19 protein-coding genes are annotated in these 20,434 nt (G+C 28.8%); all 19 read left to right on the top strand.

The annotated features are described in order from the left end of the window. Positions 1 to 10 precede the first annotated feature (10 nt). The 19 genes from ACUN06_RS08095 to ACUN06_RS08005 all read left to right on the top strand — a co-directional run bounded on the left by ACUN06_RS08095 (position 11) and on the right by ACUN06_RS08005 (position 20,356). Entirely contained in the window at positions 11 to 838 is an 828-nt protein-coding gene (locus ACUN06_RS08095; protein WP_294124573.1) for a carbohydrate ABC transporter permease, read from the top strand. 169 nt (positions 839 to 1,007) lie between these two features. Beyond that, complete coding sequence (locus tag ACUN06_RS08090; RefSeq protein WP_294367536.1) at positions 1,008 to 2,339, top strand: extracellular solute-binding protein; 1,332 nt, start codon at positions 1,008 to 1,010, stop codon at positions 2,337 to 2,339. A 99-nt stretch (positions 2,340 to 2,438) separates the two neighbouring features. Then, complete coding sequence (locus ACUN06_RS08085) at positions 2,439 to 3,398, top strand: DHH family phosphoesterase (protein WP_294367535.1); 960 nt, start codon at positions 2,439 to 2,441, stop codon at positions 3,396 to 3,398. Between the two features lie 233 nt (positions 3,399 to 3,631). Next, on the top strand, positions 3,632 to 4,798 hold the full coding sequence (locus ACUN06_RS08080; RefSeq protein ID WP_449389604.1) for an iron-containing alcohol dehydrogenase: 1,167 nt from the start codon (positions 3,632 to 3,634) through the stop codon (positions 4,796 to 4,798). 219 nt (positions 4,799 to 5,017) lie between these two features. Further along, positions 5,018 to 5,908 carry a sulfide/dihydroorotate dehydrogenase-like FAD/NAD-binding protein gene (locus ACUN06_RS08075; RefSeq protein ID WP_449389603.1) on the top strand — a complete coding sequence of 297 codons (891 nt, stop codon included), beginning with the start codon at positions 5,018 to 5,020 and terminating at the stop codon, positions 5,906 to 5,908. A gap of 1 nt (position 5,909) precedes the next feature. Further along, on the top strand, positions 5,910 to 7,307 hold the full coding sequence (gene gltA, locus ACUN06_RS08070) for an NADPH-dependent glutamate synthase (protein ID WP_331891868.1): 1,398 nt from the start codon (positions 5,910 to 5,912) through the stop codon (positions 7,305 to 7,307). 118 nt (positions 7,308 to 7,425) lie between these two features. Then, positions 7,426 to 8,871 (top strand): LexA family protein, encoded by a 1,446-nt coding sequence (locus ACUN06_RS08065; RefSeq protein WP_449389602.1) that lies wholly within the window; start codon positions 7,426 to 7,428, stop codon positions 8,869 to 8,871. A 16-nt stretch (positions 8,872 to 8,887) separates the two neighbouring features. Continuing rightward, on the top strand, positions 8,888 to 10,075 hold the full coding sequence (locus ACUN06_RS08060; RefSeq protein ID WP_291731833.1) for a pyridoxal phosphate-dependent aminotransferase: 1,188 nt from the start codon (positions 8,888 to 8,890) through the stop codon (positions 10,073 to 10,075). 281 nt (positions 10,076 to 10,356) lie between these two features. Beyond that, positions 10,357 to 10,815 (top strand): ribosome maturation factor RimP, encoded by a 459-nt coding sequence (rimP, locus tag ACUN06_RS08055; protein WP_291731835.1) that lies wholly within the window; start codon positions 10,357 to 10,359, stop codon positions 10,813 to 10,815. Between the two features lie 17 nt (positions 10,816 to 10,832). Then, complete coding sequence (gene nusA, locus ACUN06_RS08050) at positions 10,833 to 11,906, top strand: transcription termination factor NusA (RefSeq protein ID WP_291731837.1); 1,074 nt, start codon at positions 10,833 to 10,835, stop codon at positions 11,904 to 11,906. Between the two features lie 11 nt (positions 11,907 to 11,917). After that, on the top strand, positions 11,918 to 12,184 hold the full coding sequence (rnpM, locus tag ACUN06_RS08045; protein ID WP_291731839.1) for an RNase P modulator RnpM: 267 nt from the start codon (positions 11,918 to 11,920) through the stop codon (positions 12,182 to 12,184). Continuing rightward, positions 12,177 to 12,491, top strand: coding sequence for a ribosomal L7Ae/L30e/S12e/Gadd45 family protein (locus ACUN06_RS08040; RefSeq protein WP_291731841.1), 315 nt, complete (start codon positions 12,177 to 12,179; stop codon positions 12,489 to 12,491). Before rnpM ends, ACUN06_RS08040 begins: the two co-directional genes overlap by 8 nt. A gap of 15 nt (positions 12,492 to 12,506) precedes the next feature. After that, positions 12,507 to 14,570 carry a translation initiation factor IF-2 gene (gene infB, locus ACUN06_RS08035; protein WP_291731843.1) on the top strand — a complete coding sequence of 688 codons (2,064 nt, stop codon included), beginning with the start codon at positions 12,507 to 12,509 and terminating at the stop codon, positions 14,568 to 14,570. Positions 14,571 to 14,582: 12 nt separating this feature from the next. Next, complete coding sequence (rbfA, locus tag ACUN06_RS08030) at positions 14,583 to 14,933, top strand: 30S ribosome-binding factor RbfA (protein WP_291731845.1); 351 nt, start codon at positions 14,583 to 14,585, stop codon at positions 14,931 to 14,933. 1 nt (position 14,934) lies between these two features. Then, complete coding sequence (locus tag ACUN06_RS08025) at positions 14,935 to 15,912, top strand: DHH family phosphoesterase (RefSeq protein WP_291731848.1); 978 nt, start codon at positions 14,935 to 14,937, stop codon at positions 15,910 to 15,912. Positions 15,913 to 15,915: 3 nt separating this feature from the next. Beyond that, positions 15,916 to 16,794, top strand: a complete 879-nt coding sequence (gene truB / locus ACUN06_RS08020; protein ID WP_294367525.1) for a tRNA pseudouridine(55) synthase TruB — start codon at positions 15,916 to 15,918, stop codon at positions 16,792 to 16,794. Between the two features lie 10 nt (positions 16,795 to 16,804). Further along, positions 16,805 to 17,743, top strand: coding sequence for a bifunctional riboflavin kinase/FAD synthetase (locus ACUN06_RS08015; protein WP_291731855.1), 939 nt, complete (start codon positions 16,805 to 16,807; stop codon positions 17,741 to 17,743). Positions 17,744 to 17,908: 165 nt separating this feature from the next. After that, entirely contained in the window at positions 17,909 to 18,172 is a 264-nt protein-coding gene (gene rpsO / locus ACUN06_RS08010) for a 30S ribosomal protein S15 (protein WP_291731857.1), read from the top strand. Positions 18,173 to 18,256: 84 nt separating this feature from the next. Beyond that, positions 18,257 to 20,356 carry a polyribonucleotide nucleotidyltransferase gene (locus tag ACUN06_RS08005; RefSeq protein ID WP_291731860.1) on the top strand — a complete coding sequence of 700 codons (2,100 nt, stop codon included), beginning with the start codon at positions 18,257 to 18,259 and terminating at the stop codon, positions 20,354 to 20,356. The last annotated feature ends 78 nt before the right edge of the window (positions 20,357 to 20,434 follow it).

Raw genomic sequence — 20,434 nt, 5'->3', positions numbered from 1 at the left:
AGGTGTAAAAATGAAAACTACAAATAATATAAAAGCAGCCATTAAATACTTCTTATTAGTTGCCTTTGCTATTGTAACGCTATTTCCATTTTATTGGATGATAGCATCTTCATTAAAATCAAGCTTTGAAGTTATTCAAACACCACCAACAATGGTACCGGATAAATTCATGTGGAGTAATTTTAGTACTGCATTATCAATGGCTCCTTTTGGAAGATATTTTATAAATACTATAATAGTTACAGCATTAAGTATAGTTACTACTGTAGTAGTTGCTATTTTATCAGCATTTGCTTTTTCACATCTTGAGTTTAAGGGAAGAGATTTAATATTTTCAATTTTCTTAGCATCAATGATGATTCCAGGAGAAGTACTTATTGTAACAAACTTTAAAACTATTTCAACACTAAAAATGATAGATAGTTATAGTGCTTTATTTGTGCCATATATGGCAAATGTATTATATATATACATGCTTAGAGAATTCTTTTTAAAGATTCCAAAACAGCTTTATTATGCTGCGAAGGTTGATGGAGCAAGTGATTGGAAATTTTTATGGCAAATAGTTGTGCCTATGGCAAAACCATCAATAATAACAATTTGTATATTAGTTGGTATAAATTCATGGAATGCATTCTTATGGCCTTTATTAGTTACTAATAGTGATAATATGAGACTTCTTGCAAATGGATTAACAGCATTCCAATCAGATGTAGGAAGCAGATATGAATTATTAATGGCAGCATCAACAATAATAACAATGCCAATAGTTATAGTTTATTTATTCTTACACAAGAAAATTATGAATGGTATATCAATTGGGGGGACTAAGGGATAACCAAAATTAGATTTTTAAGAAAAATATATTTTGAAAGATTAAATATTAATAAATTAATTATCTTATGTACTAGCAATTATATTTTGATAATTTAAATAAAGACTAATTTTTGTCTTTCAAATATATTTTCTTATAAATAAATATATATAAGGTTTTAGAGGTGAAAACAATGAGAAAAAGATTATTAGCATCTTTAATGGCTGCAACAGTTGCAGTTACAACATTAACTGGATGCGGAAAAACTGATTCATCAAAAAGTTCAGAAATAGTTACTGAATTAACAGGACCAGTTTCAATTGAAATGTGGCACTATATGACTGGTAAACAATCTGAAGTATTACAAAGTATAGTTGATGATTTCAATGCAAACAATGGGAAAGGAATAACAGTTACTGCTTTAAGCCAAGGAGCAATTCCTGACTTAAACAAAAAGATAATAGCAGCATCACAATCAAATACATTACCTGCAATAGTTAATATTTATCCAGATGCAGCAACAGGATTAATTAACGATAAAAAAATTGTTAATTTAAGTTCATATATAAATGATGACACAGTAGGAATGAAAGATGATATAAAAAATGACTTTATACCAGATTTCACTAAAGAATTATCTCAATGGGGAGAAAATAAAGTTTACGGATTACCAATGACTAAATCAACTGAAGTTCTATATGTTAATAAAAACTTATTAGAACAATTAGGTTACACTACAGATGATTTAAAAGATTTAACGTTTGAAAAGTTAGCTGAAATTTCTCAAAAAGCTTATGATGAATTGGGAATAGCTGGATTTGGATTTGATTCATCATCAAATGCCTTTATTTCTACTTTAAAAGAAGATGGTAAAGATTTCGTTCAAATGGATGGAAAGATAAATATTCAAAATGATTGGGCTAAAAAGTTCATGCAATTCTTTAGAGAAAAGACTCAAAGTGGAGCATTTAGAGTTGTTGGAGAAGACAAGTTCTTATCAGGGCCATTTTCAAATCAAAAGATATTATCTTACCAAGGTTCATCAGCTGGATTTGCACATATAAATAACAATGATGAATTTGAAATTGCTGTTGCGGAAGTTCCTCACTTTGAAGGAAAAGATAAAGCTATAATACAACAAGGGGCTTCTTTATTTATTACAAACAATGTATCTGCAGAACAACAATATGCAGCATATGAATTTATAAAGTTTGCTACAAATACTGAAAATACAGCGAAGTTTGCTACATCTACTGGATATTTACCAGTAAGAAAATCAGCTCAAGATACTGATACAGTAAAAAATCTTTTAGCTGACTCTACTTCTTTATATGGTAAGATTTATAATGTAGCATCAGAATCTTTAAAATTTGCTTATTTTACACCAGCAATAAACAATGCTCAATCAGCTAGAAGTGTTGCTGAAGAAAAATATGCATCATATGTTACAGGAACATCAGATGATGTTGATGCAATGTTAAAAGAAATGAATGCACAAGTTGAGACTTCTATAAGTCGTCAATAAAATAATTTTTAAATTCTACCCTACTTATTATAAGTAGGGTGTTTTTTATTTTAAATATTATTAGTATAATATAGTTATAAATTAAGGAGGTTAATATTAATGAAAGAAAAATTAATGAAAGATATAATAAATAAAATTGAAGAGTATGATACTATTGCAATATATAGACATGTATTTCCAGATCCAGATTCATATGGTTCACAAACAGCATTAAAAAGTATAATTAATAATACATATCCAAATAAGAAGGTTGTAATTTTAGGAGAGCATTCTAAAAATTTAGAATACATAAACAAAATGGATGAAGAAATTGAATTAGATGAAAATTCATTAGCTATTATTGTAGATGTAGCAAACAAAGAAAGAGTTGATAATCAAAGTTTTAATAAATGTGGTTATATTATAAAAATAGATCATCATAAACCTTTTGATGAACCTTTTGAGCATTTAACTTTTGTTGATACAAATTATTCTTCATGTAGTGAAATGATTTTAGATTTATATTTAAGTAATTCAGATAAGTTTAAAATAGATGAAAAGGGAAGAAAAGCAATATATACAGGGATTGTTGGAGATACAGGAAGATTTGCATATATAGAAGATCCTACTGAATTATTTAAAAAATTATCTAATATAACTTATGGTCTTGAAACAAAGGATATTTATGCAAATATGTATAGACGTGAAGAAAAAGAGTTAAAATTTTTAGGATATATATATAGCAATTATAAAACTACAGAAAATGGATTAGCATATTTAAAGGTTCCTAAAGAAGTTGTAAGAGAATTTGAATTAGAAACTATTAGGGCTGCTAGAATGGTTAATGCTCTTCAAGATACAGCTGGTATAATAAATTGGAATTTTTTTGTTGAAAAAGATGAAGATGGAATTTTATGTGAATTTAGATCTAGTGGGCCTAAGGTTAATGATATTGCAGCAAGCTTTGGGGGTGGCGGTCATATGTTGGCAGCAGGAGCAACATTAGCTAATTGGGAAAAGGTAGATGAAATAATTAAAGCATTTGATGAAAATTGCAAAGAATATAAAAAAAACAATTAAATATTTATAATAAAGATACCTAAAGGCAAAATTATAAAAATGTCTTTAGGTATCTTTTTGTGTAAAAAACATTTCAAATGAGTAATAATATGGTATAATTGATATGTATTTTACTTAATTAGTAATTAATTACAAATTAGGCGGAGTATAATTTGGTTTAAAGAGTGTTTATATTTAATTTATATGGAAGTTAAATATAAAAAAGAGAAAAGAAGATTTGTGGGAGGAGCAATATGGCAAGATTTACATTACCAAGAGATATTTATCATGGAAAGGGAAGTTTAGAAGTATTAAAAACATTAAAAGGGAAAAAAGCTATTGTAGTAGTCGGTGGCGGTTCAATGAAGAGATTTGGATTTTTAGATAAAGTAGAATCTTATTTAAAAGAAGCTGGATTAGAAGTAAAGTTAATAGAAGGTGTTGAACCAGATCCATCAGTAGAAACTGTTATGAAGGGTGCAGCTATTATGAGAGATTTTGAACCTGATTGGATAGTTGCAATGGGTGGAGGATCACCAATAGATGCAGCAAAAGCAATGTGGATTTTTTATGAATATCCAAATTTTACTTTTGAACAAGCTGTTATACCATTTGGATTACCAGAGCTTAGACAAAAGGCAAAATTTGTTGCAATACCATCTACATCAGGAACTGCGACAGAAGTTACAGCATTTTCAGTAATTACAGATTATAAGGCAAAAATTAAATATCCTTTAGCTGATTTTAATTTAACTCCAGATATAGCAATAGTAGATTCAGACTTAGCACAAACAATGCCAGCTAAACTAGTTGCACATACAGGTATGGATGCCTTAACTCATGCTATTGAAGCTTATACAGCATCATTAAGATCAAATTTTTCAGATCCATTAGCATTAAAAGCTATAGAAATGGTTAATGAAAATTTAGTTAATTCTTTTAATGGTGATGAAGAGGCAAGAAGTTTAATGCATGAAGCACAATGTTTAGCTGGTATGGCATTTAGTAATGCTTTATTAGGAATAGTGCATTCAATGGCTCATAAAGTTGGAGCTGTATTTCATATTCCACATGGATGTGCAAATGCAATATTCTTACCTTATGTTATTCAATATAACAGAAAGGAATGCGAAAATAGATATGCAGATATAGCTAGAGTATTAAAATTAGAAGGAAAAAGTGATAGTGAATTAACAAATTCATTAATTAATAAAATAAGAGAGTTTAATGTTGCACTTAATATTCCAGCAACTATGAAAGAATATGGTATTACTGAAGTAGATTTCTTAGCAAATGTTAAACATATAGCACACAATGCTGTATTAGATGCATGTACAGGATCTAATCCAAGAACTATAGACGATGAAACAATGGAAAAGCTTCTTTCATGTACATTCTACGGAAGTGAAGTGAAACTTTAGGATAGTAGGTAGCAAGTGACAAGGGATAAGTGACAAGTGACAAATTATAGGATAAGGAGGAAACTCCTTAAGGAGCTATGGGTAGTTAAAAGTGATAAGTTACAAGTTAAGGAGTTTCTTAAAATATATTTATTTAAATTCAGAATTAGCTGAATTTATACCTTAACTTGTTACTTGCCACTTAAAACTTGTCACTAACTATAAAATGGGGGTATTAATTTGTATAAAATAACGAATAAAAAATTATTAACTGATAATATTTACTTAATGGATATTGAAGCACCTAGAGTGGCAAAATCTGCTCAACCAGGACAATTTATTATTATTAAAAATAATGAAAAGGGAGAGAGAATTCCTTTAACAATAGCAGATTATAATAGGGAAGAAGGAATGGTAACAATAGTTTTTCAAACTGTAGGTTATACAACTAAAGAATTAGCAAAGTATGAAGTTGGAGACTATGTGAAAGATTTTGTTGGACCATTAGGTCAACCAAGTGAGTTAATACATGAAGATTTAAATCATTTAAAAGATAAAAATCTTATATTTATTGCTGGGGGAGTAGGGGCAGCTCCAGTATATCCACAAGTTAAATGGTGTCATGAAAATAATATTGATGTTGATGTTATTATTGGAGCAAGAAATGAAGAGCTTATTATATTAGAAGAAGAAATGAAAAAAGTTGCTAAAAATTTATATATATCAACAGATGATGGCTCTTATGGATTTGATGGTAGAGTTACAGATTGTTTAATTGACTTAGTTGAAAATCAAGGGAAAAAATACGATCATGCAATAGTGATAGGGCCTATGATAATGATGAAGTTTATTAGTGCTCTTACAAAGAAATTAGAAATTAAAACTACAGTTAGTTTAAATCCAATTATGGTTGATGGAACAGGAATGTGTGGTGCATGCAGAGTTACTGTTGGAGATAAAGTTAAATTTGCATGTGTAGATGGTCCAGAATTTGATGGGCATTTAGTAGATTTTGATGAAAGCATGAGAAGGCAAACTCTTTATAAAAGTGAAGAGGGAAGAGCTATGTTAAAGTTAGAGGAAGGCGACACACATCATAGAGAAGGTTGCGGATGCGGAGGTCATAAGTAATATGAATAATGTAGTTGATAGAATGAAAAGAACACCTGTTGTTGAACAAGAAGCTAGCATAAGAGCTAAGAATTTTGAAGAAGTATGTTTAGGATATGATGAAGAAAGAGCGTTTAAAGAAGCAAATAGATGCTTAGGATGTAAAAATCCTAAATGTGTTAGTGGATGCCCGGTATCTATAGATATACCAGGATTTATTTCCAAGCTTAAAGAAAATAATATAGAAGGGGCAGCAAAAGAAATAGCAAAGTATAGCTCATTACCAGCAGTTTGTGGAAGAGTTTGTCCTCAAGAAACACAATGTGAAGGAAAATGTGTTTTAGGAATAAAAGGTGAAGCTGTAGCAATAGGTAAACTAGAAAAGTTTACTGCAGATTGGGCTAGAAAAAATGATATTGATCTTTCAAGCAAAGGGGAATCTAAAGGGAAAAGAGTTGCTGTTATAGGTTCAGGGCCAGCAGGACTTACTTGTGCAGGGGATTTAGCAAAGAGAGGTTATGATGTTACTATTTTTGAGGCATTACATGAAGCAGGTGGGGTTTTAGTATATGGTATTCCAGAGTTCAGATTGCCAAAAGATGAAGTTGTAAAAAAAGAAATAGAAAATATTAAAAAGCTTGGAGTTAAGATTGAAACTAATGTAATAGTAGGGAGAACAGTAACAATAGATTCTTTAGTAGAAGATGATGGCTTTGATGCTATATTTATAGGTTCAGGTGCAGGGCTTCCTAAATTTATGGGTATACCAGGTGAAAATTCTAATGGTGTTTTTTCTGCAAATGAATTTTTAACAAGAGTAAATTTAATGAAGGCATTTAAAGAGGAATATGATACTCCAGTAAAAGTAGGTAAAAAGGTTGCTGTAGTTGGAGGAGGAAATGTTGCAATGGATGCAGCAAGAACTGCATTAAGACTAGGAGCAGAAACACATATTATATATAGAAGAAGTGAAGCTGAGCTTCCAGCAAGACTTGAAGAAGTACATCATGCAAAAGAAGAAGGTGTTATATTTGATGTATTAACTAATCCTACTGAAATTTTATGTGATGAAAATGGATGGGTAACAGGAATGAAATGTGTTCAAATGGAACTTGGGGAACAAGATAAATCTGGTAGGAGAAGGCCTGTAGTTAAAGAAAACTCAGAGTTTATTATGGATGTAGATACTGTTATTATGTCTTTAGGAACATCACCAAATCCACTTATATCATCTACAACAAAGGGATTAGAAATCAATAAGTGGAAGTGCATAGTTGCAGATGAGGAAACTGGATTAACTACTAAAGAAGGGGTTTATGCAGGAGGAGATGCAGTTACAGGTGCAGCAACAGTTATTTTAGCTATGGGTGCAGGTAAAAAGTCAGCTATGGCAATAGATGAGTATTTAAGTAATAAATAACAAGAAAACTAATTGACAATTTTATAATAAATTAATAAAATTATCTTATAACTCCAAAGTTATTATCTTTCTTTGGGGTTTTTCTTTATAATAATGGAAAGTAACAGTAGGTGGGAAAATGAAATTAACTAAAGTACAAGATAGATTTATAAAAAATAAAAATATGGGCTTTTCATTGATGAAAGGAAAATCATTAACAGGAAAGACATTAACAGCTTTGTATAGAGTTATAAATTTAGAAAATAATTATTGTATATATAATAATGATAAAATATTATATATTTCTTTAGAGCATGATAAAGCTAGGGAAAATGAAAGATTATATAAAAATATAAGCAAAAAAGAAGAATTTTATTCTTTATTTTCATTAAATGAAAAGAGAGTAAGTTTTAATTCAATAAAAGTATTAATTGAAAAATATTCTAATAAATATTTAAAATATAAAAATAAAAATTTAAAATTAATATCTTTTGAAAAGGGAATTGAATTTTTAAAACATGAAGAATTTATAAAAAATTTAAATGAATTTTTAAAGAAATCTAAAGTTTTAAAACGAATTTCTATTGAAGAACTATACGATGAGATTTTATGGATTAAATCATGTAATTTTTCAAAAGAAGAATATGAAATTACTGAAAGAAAAGCAAGAAAATTTAGGTGTGTTAAAAATTCATTTACAAGAAAAGCAATATATACATTGATGGAAGTATATACAAATTTATTAAGAAATTATGAATCTTATGATAAATATGATGAAACTATATTTGCAATTAAATACAGTAAAATTATAAATGATAAATACACTCATGTAGTTTTAGATAATGTAGAAGCCCTAACTAAGGGAGAAATAGAATTTGCAAAAAGTGTTTATTCAAATAATGCTCATTCTTCATTTGCATTTATTTTAAATAATGAAATAAAAAATAGCTATAATTGTTGGATGATTAAAGGAAGAAGGCTTAAAACTCTTGGTGCAGATTTTAAAGGAAAGAGCTTTAGCTTAAAGAAAGAATTTAATAAAGAAGAAAAATTAAATAATATAATAGAAAATAAATTTATAGATAAATTTGAATATGTAAATTTAAAATATAAAAATATTGTTGATTTTAATTTAGATAATGGATCATCTAAAAAGGAAATTTATTTAGAGGATAATATAGTATTTTCTGAAGATGAATTAATAGACGTAAATGTTTATAGTGACATTGCAGCAGGAACTCCTATTGAAATGAATGATGAGGTAATAGAAAAGTTCCCATTGCCAAAAAGTTGGATAGAAAGAGGAAAAGATACATTTATACTTCATGTTAAAGGTGATAGTATGATTGAAAAAAACATCAATGATGGAGATATGGTAGTTATAAAGAAGCAAAATACTGCATTAAACAATGAAATTGTTGCTGCAAGTTTAAATGGGGAAGCCACACTTAAAACTTTAAAATTAAATGGGGATTCTCCTATGTTAGTTCCTGCGAATCCTAAATATAGTGAAATTTATTTAGAAGGAAAAGAAGTAAGTATTTTAGGTGTAGCAATAGGTATTATTAAAAATAAATTAAATTAATATAGGGGGCTAATATATGATTTCTAACAAAATGAAAACTATGGTTTCAAATAGCTCTGTAATTAGAGCAATGTTTGAAGAGGGAAAAAGACTTTCAGAAATTTATGGTGAAGAAAATGTTTTTGATTATAGCATAGGTAATCCTAATATAGAAGCACCTAGTGAAATAAAAGATATAATAATTAAAATTCTTAATGAAGAAAATCCAAATAAATTACATGGATATATGAATAATTCAGGATATGAGGATGTTAGAGAAGGTATAGCTGAAAATATAAATGTAAAATATAATACTAAGTTAAATTATGAAAATATAGTAATGACATGTGGAGCTGCAGGGGGATTAAATATTATTTTAAAAAGTATTTTAAACCCAGGTGATGAAGTGATTATATTTGCGCCTTTTTTTGGTGAATATATAAATTATGTAAATAATTTTGATGGAAAAATTAAGATTATTTCAGCTGATACAAAGAGTTTTCAGCCCAATTTAAAAGAGTTAGAAAAAGAAATAACATCAAAAACAAAAGCTATAATTATAAATTCACCTAATAATCCAAGTGGTGTTATATATAATGAAAATACTATAATTAAAATGTCAAAAATTTTAAAAATGAAAGAAGAGGAATTAGGAAGTCAAATATATTTAATTTCTGATGAACCATATAGAGAAATTATATATGATAATGCAAAAGTTCCTTTTATTTTAAATTATTATGATAATTCTTTTATTGGATATTCTTATAGTAAATCATTGTCTTTACCAGGTGAAAGAATTGGTTATGTTGTTGTTAATTCAAAAATAAAAGAATTTAAAGAAATGGTAGCATCATTAAATATAGCAAACAGGATTTTAGGGTTTGTTAATGCACCATCATTATTTCAAAGGGTAATAAAAGAAAGTTTAAATTTAGAAGTTGATTCTAATATTTACAAAAAAAATAGAGACTTATTATATAATCATTTAATTCAAATAGGATTTGAATGTATGAAGCCAGAAGGGACTTTTTATTTGTTCCCTAAATCACCAATTGATAATGATGTTAAGTTTTGCGAAGATGCAAAGAAATTTAATATTTTAGCTGTGCCAGGAAGTACATTTGGATGTCCAGGTTATTTTAGATTATCTTATTGTATATCTTATGAAAAAGTTGAAAAATCCTTAAAGGCTTTTGATAATTTAATGAAATTATATAAAAGTTAAAATAAAAAAGTTATAAATATTACATATTATAAAGCTTATTGAATAAAAACATTATATTTAGGGTAAGTTTAAAATGGGGAACGTAAAAGTTGCTTAGCCCCTTGTTTTTATTAGTAAAGTATGTTAGTATGTATAAAGAAGTAATTTACTAATAGCTAGGAAGTATAGAGTGGGGCAGGTTCCCGCTCTTTCTATTTGAACGCAACTACTTTTTTAGTTGCGTTTTTACATATATATTTTTTAAATTACTTAAAAATTGAATATTGCAAAGGAGGATAATTATGAAAAATGATGCCTTAGTTAATGAAATTTACGAAATGGTAAAGCCAATAGCTGATGAACTTAACTATGATATATATCATGTAGAATATGTTAAGGAAAATGGAGAATTATATTTAAGAATATATATAGAAAAAGATGGCGGCATCACTTTAAGTGATTGTGAAGCTCTTTCAAGAAGAGTTAGTGATCTTATGGATGAAAAAGACCCAATTAAAGATCCTTACTTCTTAGAAGTATCATCACCAGGATTAAACAGAACATTATTTACAGAAGAACACTATAAAAGATTTATAGGAAGAGAAGTAATGGTTAAGTTTACCAAATCTGTTGATGGAAAGAAAAATATTAAAGGTATTTTAAAAGAAGTTAATGAAGATAGTATAGTTGTTGAAGCAGACCAATTAATTAATATACCAAAAGATAAAATCAAGTCTGTAAATATTGAAGGGGAAATATAGTAAGGAGGGTATTTAAGATGAACCAAGAGTTTATAGGTGCTCTTAAAGAAATAGTAAAAGATAAAGGTATTAGTGAAGATTTATTATTCACAACAATAGAAGATGCATTAGTTGCTGCATATAAGAAAAATTATGCTGGACCAACATCATCTGCACAAAATGTAAAGGTAACAATTGATAGGGAAACAGGTGAAATACATGTTTACTCTCAAAAGGTTGTAGTAGAAGAAGTTTTTGATAATGTTACAGAAATAGGTTTAGAAGAAGCTCAAGAAATAAAGCCTACTTATGATTTAGATGATGTTGTTGACTTTGAAGTTACTCCAAAGAACTTTGGAAGAGTTGCAGCTCAACTTGCTAAGGGTGTAGTTACTCAAAGAATAAGAGAAGCTGAAAGAAGTATCATATATGGTGAATATAAAGAAAAAGAATATGATATTATCACTGGAACAGTTTTAAGAGAAGATAAAGGAAATGTTTTTGTTAACATTGGAAAACTTGAAACTGCAATAGGACCAAATGAACAAATTCCTAGAGAAAAATATAAATTTAATGAAAAAATTAAATTATATGTTGTTGAAGTTAAAAATACTTCAAAGGGAGCTCAAATTATAGTTTCTAGAACACATCCAGGATTAGTTAAGAGATTATTTGAATTAGAAGTTCCTGAAATATATGAAGGTGTAGTAGAAATAAAGAGTATTTCTAGAGAAGCTGGTTCAAGAAGTAAGATAGCAGTAGTTTCTCATGATGAAAATGTTGATCCAATGGGTGCATGTGTTGGACCTAAGGGTGCAAGAGTTCAAAATATAGTAAATGAACTTAAGGGTGAAAAAATAGACATAATTAAGTGGAGTAAGAACCCAGAGGAATTTATAGAAAATTCTTTAAGTCCAGCAAAAGTTTTAAGTGTAACTGTTGATGAAGATAAAAAATCAGCAAAAGTAATTGTTGATGATAGTCAATTATCACTTGCTATTGGTAAGGAAGGACAAAACGTAAGATTAGCTGCAAAATTAACTAATTGGAAAATAGACATAAAAAGCAAATCACAAGCAGAAGCAGAAGCAACAGAAATTGTAGAAGAATAGGGGGATTTTTTATGAAAGTAAAAAAAATACCTTTAAGAATGTGTACTGGATGTATGGAAATGAAACCTAAAAAGGAACTTATAAGAGTTGTTAAGAGCCAAGATGGTGATGTTTCTGTTGATTTAACTGGTAAAAAAGCAGGAAGAGGTGCTTATATTTGTAAAAATATAGAATGCTTAGAAAAAGCTTTTAAAGCTAAAAGATTAAGTAGAAACCTTGATGTTGCAATAGATGAAGAAATATACAACAAATTAAGGGATGAGATAGTTAATGAATAAGTTTTTTAATTTTTTAGGTCTTGCTAAAAGATCAGGAAATTTAGTTGAAGGATACAGCAAATGTGATGAACAAAGAAACAAAGTGAAATTTCATCTTGTTATATTAAGTGATGATGCTTCAAATAGTACAAGAAAGAAATTTAAAAATCACTGTGCTGAAAAGGGAATTCCGATTATAGAAGACTTTTCAAAAGAACAACTAGGAAGCCCAATTGGAAGAGAGGAAGTAAAAGTTTTAGCTGTGTTAGATAAAAATATGGCTCAAAAACTAATAGCCTTATACCAAAATGAAGAAGGAAGAAATTAACCGGGGGTGATTTTATTGTCAAAAATCAGAGTATATGAATTGGCAAAAGAGTTAAATGTAAGCTCAAAAAATTTAATAAATTTATTAATGGAAGAGTTTGGCGTTGAAGTGAAAAATCATATGAGTGTAATAGAAGATGAGGATGCTACACTTATAAAGGAATTATTAGGAGATACGTCTAGTGAATCAGAAGGAAAGAAAAGTCTCGTAGATGAATATGAAGATGAATTAGCTGAATCACTTAACAAAGGTGTAAAAAGAAAGAAGAAAAATAAAAAAGAATTAGAAAAAGAACAAGCAGAGCAAAATGCTGAAGCTGCATGTGGAGTAATTGAAATTGGTGATACAATAACAGTTAAAGAATTATGTGAAAAGCTTGGTAAGCCTGCAAATGATGTTATTAAGAATTTAATATTCTTAGGTGTTATGGCTGGTGTAAACCAAGAAATAGATTTTGCTACAGCTGAAAAACTTTGTGAAAAGTATGAAGTTTTAGTTGAGAAAAAAGAAAATGAAGTTGAATTAGAAGCTTTTGAAGAAGATACAGATGTAGTTGAAGAAAACTTAGTTAAGAGACCTCCAATAGTTACAATTATGGGGCATGTTGACCATGGTAAGACTTCACTTTTAGATGCTATAAGACATGCAAAAGTTACTGCTAGCGAAGCTGGAGGAATCACTCAACATATAGGTGCATATACAGTATCATTAAATGGAGAAAAAATAACATTCTTAGATACTCCTGGACACGAAGCATTTACAGCAATGAGAGCAAGAGGAGCTCAAGTTACTGATATAGTAATATTAGTTGTTGCTGCTGATGATGGTATAATGCCACAAACTAAAGAAGCTATAAACCACTGTAAAGCTGCTAATGTTCCTATGATAGTTGCAATCAATAAGATTGATAGACCTGGAGCAAACATTGATAGAGTTAAACAGGAATTAACTGAACATGGTTTAGTTTCAGAAGACTGGGGTGGAGATACTATATGTGTTCCAGTTTCAGCTAAGACTGGTGAAAACTTAGAAAGCTTATTAGAAATGGTTTTATTAACTGCAGAAATGCAAGAGTTAACAGCAGATCCAAACAGAAAAGCTAAAGGAACAGTTATAGAAGCTAAACTTGATAAAGGTAGAGGTTCTGTTGCTTCTTTACTTATCCAAAATGGAACATTAAATGTTGGAGATTCAATTTTAGTTGGTTCTACTTATGGTAGAATAAGGGCTATGTTTGATGATAGAGGAAAGAAAATTAAGAGTGCTGGACCATCTATTCCAGTTGAAATCTTAGGTCTTTCAGAAGTTCCAGCTGCTGGTGACAGATTTATAGTTTGTAAAGATGAAAAAACAGCAAGAAATATGGCTGAATTAAGAAAGCAAAAAATCAAAGCTGATAGTCATCAAGCTTCAAACAGAGTATCTTTAGAAGATTTATATAGCCAAATCCAAGAAGGTAAAGTTAAGGAATTAGCTATAGTTGTTAAAGCTGACGTTCAAGGTTCAGTTGAAGCAATAAGACAATCATTAGAAAAATTATCTACTGATGATGTTAAGGTTAGAGTTATCCATGGTGCTGTTGGAGCAATAACAGAAACAGACGTTACACTTGCTGCTGCTTCAAATGCATTAGTAATTGGATTTAACGTAAGACCAGATGGTAATGCTACAGTTCAAGCTGAAAAAGAAAATATTGAAATAAAGACATATAGAATAATCTATGATGCAATTGAAGATGTTAAATCAGCTATGATTGGTATGCTTGAACCAGAATATAAAGAAGTTGTAAATGGTAAAGCTGAAGTAAGAATGACTTACAAGATTTCAAATGTTGGTACTATAGCAGGGTGCTATGTTACTGATGGTAAGATAGTTAGAAATTCTGAAATTAGAGTTATTAGAGATGGTATTGTTATATTTGAATCAACATTAGCTTCATTAAAGAGATTTAAAGATGATGCTAAAGAAGTAGCTAAAGGTTATGAATGTGGTTTAAGTGTAGAAAAGTTTAATGATCTTAAAGAAGGCGACGTTATAGAATCATTTACAATGGAAGCTATAAAAAGAAAAGAGCTTTAAGAGGTGTTTTAAATGGCTAACTATAGAGGCGGAAGAATAAACGAAGAAGTAAAAAGAGAAGTCAGTAATATAATACAAAATGAAATCAAAGATCCTAGACTTACTGCTATGGTATCAGTTACTGATGTTAAGGTAACAAGGGATTTAAGATATGCAAAAGTATTTGTAAGTATATTTGGAAAGAATGATGAAGAAAAGAACAATACATTTGTTGCTTTAAAGAATGCTAGTGGATATATAAGAAAAGAAATAGGTCAAAGAATTAATTTAAGATATAATCCTCAAATTATATTTGAACTTGATGATTCAATTAATTATGGAATGCATATTGAAGAATTAATTCAAAGGGTAAAAGACAAGTAATATGACATTAAGTCAAATTGCAGAATATATTTTAAAGAGCAAGAAAATAGGCATTACCTATCATGTATCACCTGATGGTGATGCTGTAGGTAGTGTCCTTGCACTTATTAATGGATTAAAAAGTTTAAATAAAGATTGCTATGTAATATCAAAGGATAAATTATCGGATAATTTAAAGTTTTTAAAGGACTCTGAGGAAATTACTAGTGAAATAGTAGAACCTACTATTGATACTGATGTAGTAATAGTATTAGACTGTGGAAATTTAGAAAGAGTAAGTGCAAATTTAAATGAATTCACTGGTACAATAATAAATATAGATCATCATATTACAAATGATAAGTATGGAGATATTAATTACATTGATTCAAAAGCAGCAGCTACAGCTGAAATAGTCTTTGAATTATTAGTAAAAATGGGTATTGATTTTGATAATGAAAATAGCAATACTTTAAGGGAAATAGGAACATGTATATATACTTCAATAGTTACAGATACAGGTGCATATAGACATTCAAATGTTACTGAAAGAACACATGATATATCTGCAAAATTAAAGAAAATTGGTGTTGATAATACAAATATATATCAAAATCTTTTTGATAATAAAGATTTTAGCAGAATAAAAATTATAGGAAAAGCTTTAAGTAGTATGCAATTAATCTTAAATGGAAAAGTTGCATTATTAGAAATAGATAAAGATTTTACTAAAGACTTAGGTGTAGATGATATAGGTGATACATCAGATATAATTTCTTATGGACTTCAAATTAAAGGCGTTGAAGTAACGTTATTAATCAAAGAAGTTGAAGATGGAGTTAAGGCAAGCTTAAGAGCTAAAAGCTATGTTGATGTAAGAAAAATAGCTGAAATTTTTGGCGGTGGAGGCCATGTAAGAGCTTCAGGTATAAAAATTAAAAATATATCAATGGAAGAAGCTAAATATGAAATATTAAATGAAATACAGAAAGAGTTGTAAGACATGAATGGTGTTTTAAATATTTTTAAACCAAAGGGAATGTCATCTTTTGATGCTGTTAGAGTTGTAAAAAAGGTAGCAGGAACTGGAAAAGTTGGTCATACAGGAACTTTAGATCCAGAAGCAACAGGGGTGTTGCCTATTTGCATAGGAAAAGCAACTAAGATAATAGATTATATTATGGATTCTGAAAAGGTTTATGAAGTAACTTTAAAGCTTGGAATTAGGACAACTACCTATGATTTAGAAGGTGAAGTGTTAGAAGAAAGAGATCCTTCACATTTAACAGAAGAAGAAATATTAAATGCTATTAATAGTTTTAAAGGAGAGTATTCTCAAATACCTCCAATGTATTCAGCTTTAAAGCAAAATGGAGTTAGACTTTATGAGTTAGCAAGAAAGGGAATAGAAGTTGAAAGAAAGGGAAGATTAGTTAATATTTATAATTTAGAAGATATTAAAATTAATAATCCATATATTTCAATGAAAGTTACTTGTTCTAAAGGTACTTATATAAGAAGTTTATGTTATGATATAGGAGAAAAACTAGGAGTTTTTGCAACTATGACGCAATTAAATAGAGCTAAGACTTCAGTTTTTTCACAAGAAAAGTCAATTAATATAAATGAGTTAACTAAAGAAAATATAAATGATTATATTTTATCTATGGAAGAAGCTCTTGAAAAATATGATAAAATAATTGTTAATAAAAAATATGTTAAATTGTTGGTTAATGGTGTAAGAGTTGCAGATGGTAGATTTACTAAAGATAAAGTTATAAATAATAAATTATATAGAGTATATGATGATGAAAATAACTTTATAGGCCTTGGAGAAAGAAATGATGCAGGGTTTAAGATAGAGAAGTTATTAATCACATAGGAGAAAAGTAATGCTGATATATGATAATAACATTCTTGAGAATGAAAGTAAAAATAATTATATAGCTTTAGGTAGTTTTGATGGTTTACATTTAGGACATTTATCATTAGTAGAAAAAGTTAAAAAATTAGCTAAACAAAATAATGGTTTATCTATAGTTTTTACATTTAAAAATCATCCAAAAAAATTTATAAATCCTAATTCTGATATTAAATTAATAATGAATAATGATGAAAAAATTAAAGTTTTAGAAAAAGAAAATATAGATATATTAGCTTTTAAAAATTTTGATAATGAAGTTATGAAAATGATGCCAGAGGATTTTATAAAGTGGCTTTGTGAAACTTATAAGATTAAAGGAATTGTTGTTGGATTTAATTTTAAGTTTGGTTATAAAAATTTAGGTAATGTAGAACTTTTAGAAAAGCTTCAACAAAAATATAATTATAAATTATATATTATAAAACCTTGTATGTTTGAAAATGAAATAATAAGTTCTACTTATATTAGAACTCAATTATTAGAAGGTAATGTAAAAAAGGCATGTGAAATGTTATCAAGACCATATATGCTTTTAGGAAAAGTAGTAGATGGTAAAAAATTAGGTAGAACAATAGGTTTTCCAACAGCTAACTTACAAGTTAAAGGTTCAAAAGTTATTCCTAAAAAAGGAGTTTATTACACTAATGTTGAAATAAATGAAGAAATTTTTAAGGGAATGACTTCTGTAGGGAATAATCCTACAGTAAATGGGATAGACTTAACAATAGAAACTTATATTTTAGATTTTAATGAAAATATATATAATAAAGAAATTAAGCTTTATTTTATTGATAAAATAAGAGATGAAATAAAATTTAATAATATTGATGAATTAGTTAATCAATTAAAAAAAGATAAAAAATATGTGGAAACTAAAAATATAGCAATTTGTCAAAAAAATTTATAAAATTAAATTATTAGATAATATATTCTAAATAGATTTAAAATTATAAATTATGTTTACAAGATAGACGTACTTTGCTATAATATTTCATGAAGAACCTACTTCTAAGATTTGAGGGTGATTTCTCTTTTCCTGGAAATAGGGGATAATATTACTGGAGGTGTCAATATGGACGCAATAAGAAAGCAAGAATTAATCAAACAATACGGAAGACATGAAGGAGATACTGGTTCACCAGAAGTTCAAATCGCTCTTTTAACTGAAAGAATCAACTCATTAACTGGACACTTAAAAGTTCACAAAAAAGACCACCACTCAAGAAGAGGTCTTTTAATGATGGTTGGACAAAGAAGAGGTCTTTTAAATTACTTAGCTGCACAAGATATCGAAAGATACAGAACTATAATAGCACAATTAGGATTAAGAAGATAGTCTTTATAGAGCGGGTTTTATCCGCTCTATTATTTTAAAAAAATTAAATTTGAAGAACTGTAAAACCTGAAGGGAGGTTATTAAATGACTAATGTACTAGAAAAAAATATAGCTGGTAGAACTATGAAGGTTGAGTATGGTAAAGTTGGAATGTTATCAAATGCAGCCATTTTTATGAGCTATGGAGATACAGTTATTTTAACTAATGTTAATGCGTCAGAAAAACCAAGAGATGGGATTGATTTCTTCCCTCTAAGTGTTGAATATGAAGAAAGATTATATGCTGTAGGTAAAATACCAGGCGGATTTATAAAAAGAGAAGGTAGACCTTCAGAAAATGCAATTCTTTTTGGAAGAGCTGTAGATAGACCATTAAGACCATTATTCCCAAAAGGATATAGAAATGATGTTCAAGTGGTTTGTACAGTTGTATCAGTAGAGCAAGACAATTTACCAGAAATTCTAGCAATTAATGCAGCATCAATGGCATTATCAATCTCAAGTATTCCTTTCACTACACCAGTTGCAGCAGTGCAAATTGGTTTAATCGATGGTAATTATGTATTAAATCCAACATCTAAAGAAAGAGAAGAAAGTATTCTTCAATTAACTGTTTGTGCAACAAAAGATAGAGTTATGATGATTGAAGCAGGTGGAGATGAAATACCTGAAGATGTAATGATAGGTGCAATAGAATATGGTTTTGAAAAATGTCAAGAAATAGTTGCATTCCAAGAAGAGGCAATGGCTAAGTTTGGTAAAAAGAAAGATGAACCTGTTTTATATAAGCCAAGTGAAGAACTTGCAAAGGATATACAAGAATTTGCAGGTGAAATGATTAAAGAAGCTATGTGGATTACAGATAAAGATGAAAGAAATGCAGCTATGGATGTAGTAAACGATAAAATAGCTGAAGAATTTACTGAAAAATATCCAGATAATTTAGCTGATATAAAAGAAATTGTATATAATATGCAAAAAGAAGTAGTAAGAGATATGCTTTTAAATCACAAAAGAAGACCTGATGGTAGAGCTTTTGATGAAATAAGAAAGATTTCTTGCGAAGTTGATTTATTACCAAGAACTCATGGAACAGGATTATTTACAAGAGGATTAACTCAAGTTATGACTGTTGCAACATTAGGAGCAGTTGGTGATATACAAATAATAGATGGTATTGGTGAAGCAGAATCTAAGAGATATATGCATCACTACAATTTTCCTGCATATTCTGTAGGAGAAGTAAAACCATTAAGAGGACCAGGAAGAAGGGAAATTGGTCATGGTGCTTTAGCAGAAAGAGCTTTAGAACCATTGATTCCTTCAGAAGAAGAATTCCCATATACTATTAGACTTGTTTCAGAAGTATTAAGTTCAAATGGATCTACTTCACAAGCATCTGTTTGTGGATCTACTTTAGCATTATTAGATGCAGGTGTTCCAATAAAGAGACCAGCAGCAGGTATTGCAATGGGACTTATAACTTCAGAAGATTTAAAAGAAGAAGAAGTTTTAACTGATATTCAAGGAATTGAAGACTTCTTTGGAGATATGGACTTTAAGGTAGCTGGAACAACTGAAGGTATAACTTCTATTCAAGTTGATACTAAAATTAAGGGATTAAGCTTTAATGTTATTGAAACAGCAATTAAAAATGCAAGAAAAGCAAGATTACACATTTTAGATAAAATAAATGAATGTATTCCAGAACCAAAGAAAGAAGTATCTAAGTTTGCACCAAAGACATCTACTATTTCAATAGATCCAGAAAAAATTAGAGATGTAATAGGCGCTGGTGGAAAAGTTATTAATAAAATAATAGCTGACACTGGAGTTAAAATAGATATTAAGGAAGATGGTACAGTATTTGTTTCTTCAACAGATCATGATGGAGTAAATGAAGCAATAAGAATTATTGAAAGTTTAACTAAAGAAGTTGAAGCAGGAGAAGTTTATTTAGGAAAGGTTACTAAAATAGCTGCATTTGGAGCATTTATAGAAATATTACCTAATAAAGAAGGTCTTTGCCACATTTCTAAACTTGATAAGAATAGAGTAGAAAAGGTTGAAGATGTTGTATCTGTAGGAGATGAAATTTTAGTTAAGGTTACTGATATTGATTCACAAGGAAGGATAAATCTTTCAAGAAAAGATGCTCTTCCACAAGATGAACCAACTGAATAATTGAAATAGTAAAAGAGAATTAATTAAAATTCTCTTTTTTTTACTATATAGAATAAATATGATAAGATTAAAATAAAC

Source organism: Clostridium sp. ETTB3, from assembly GCF_053571985.1.
The sequence above is the reverse complement of the archived record's forward strand: the minus strand, read 5'-3'. Positions and strand labels throughout refer to the sequence as shown.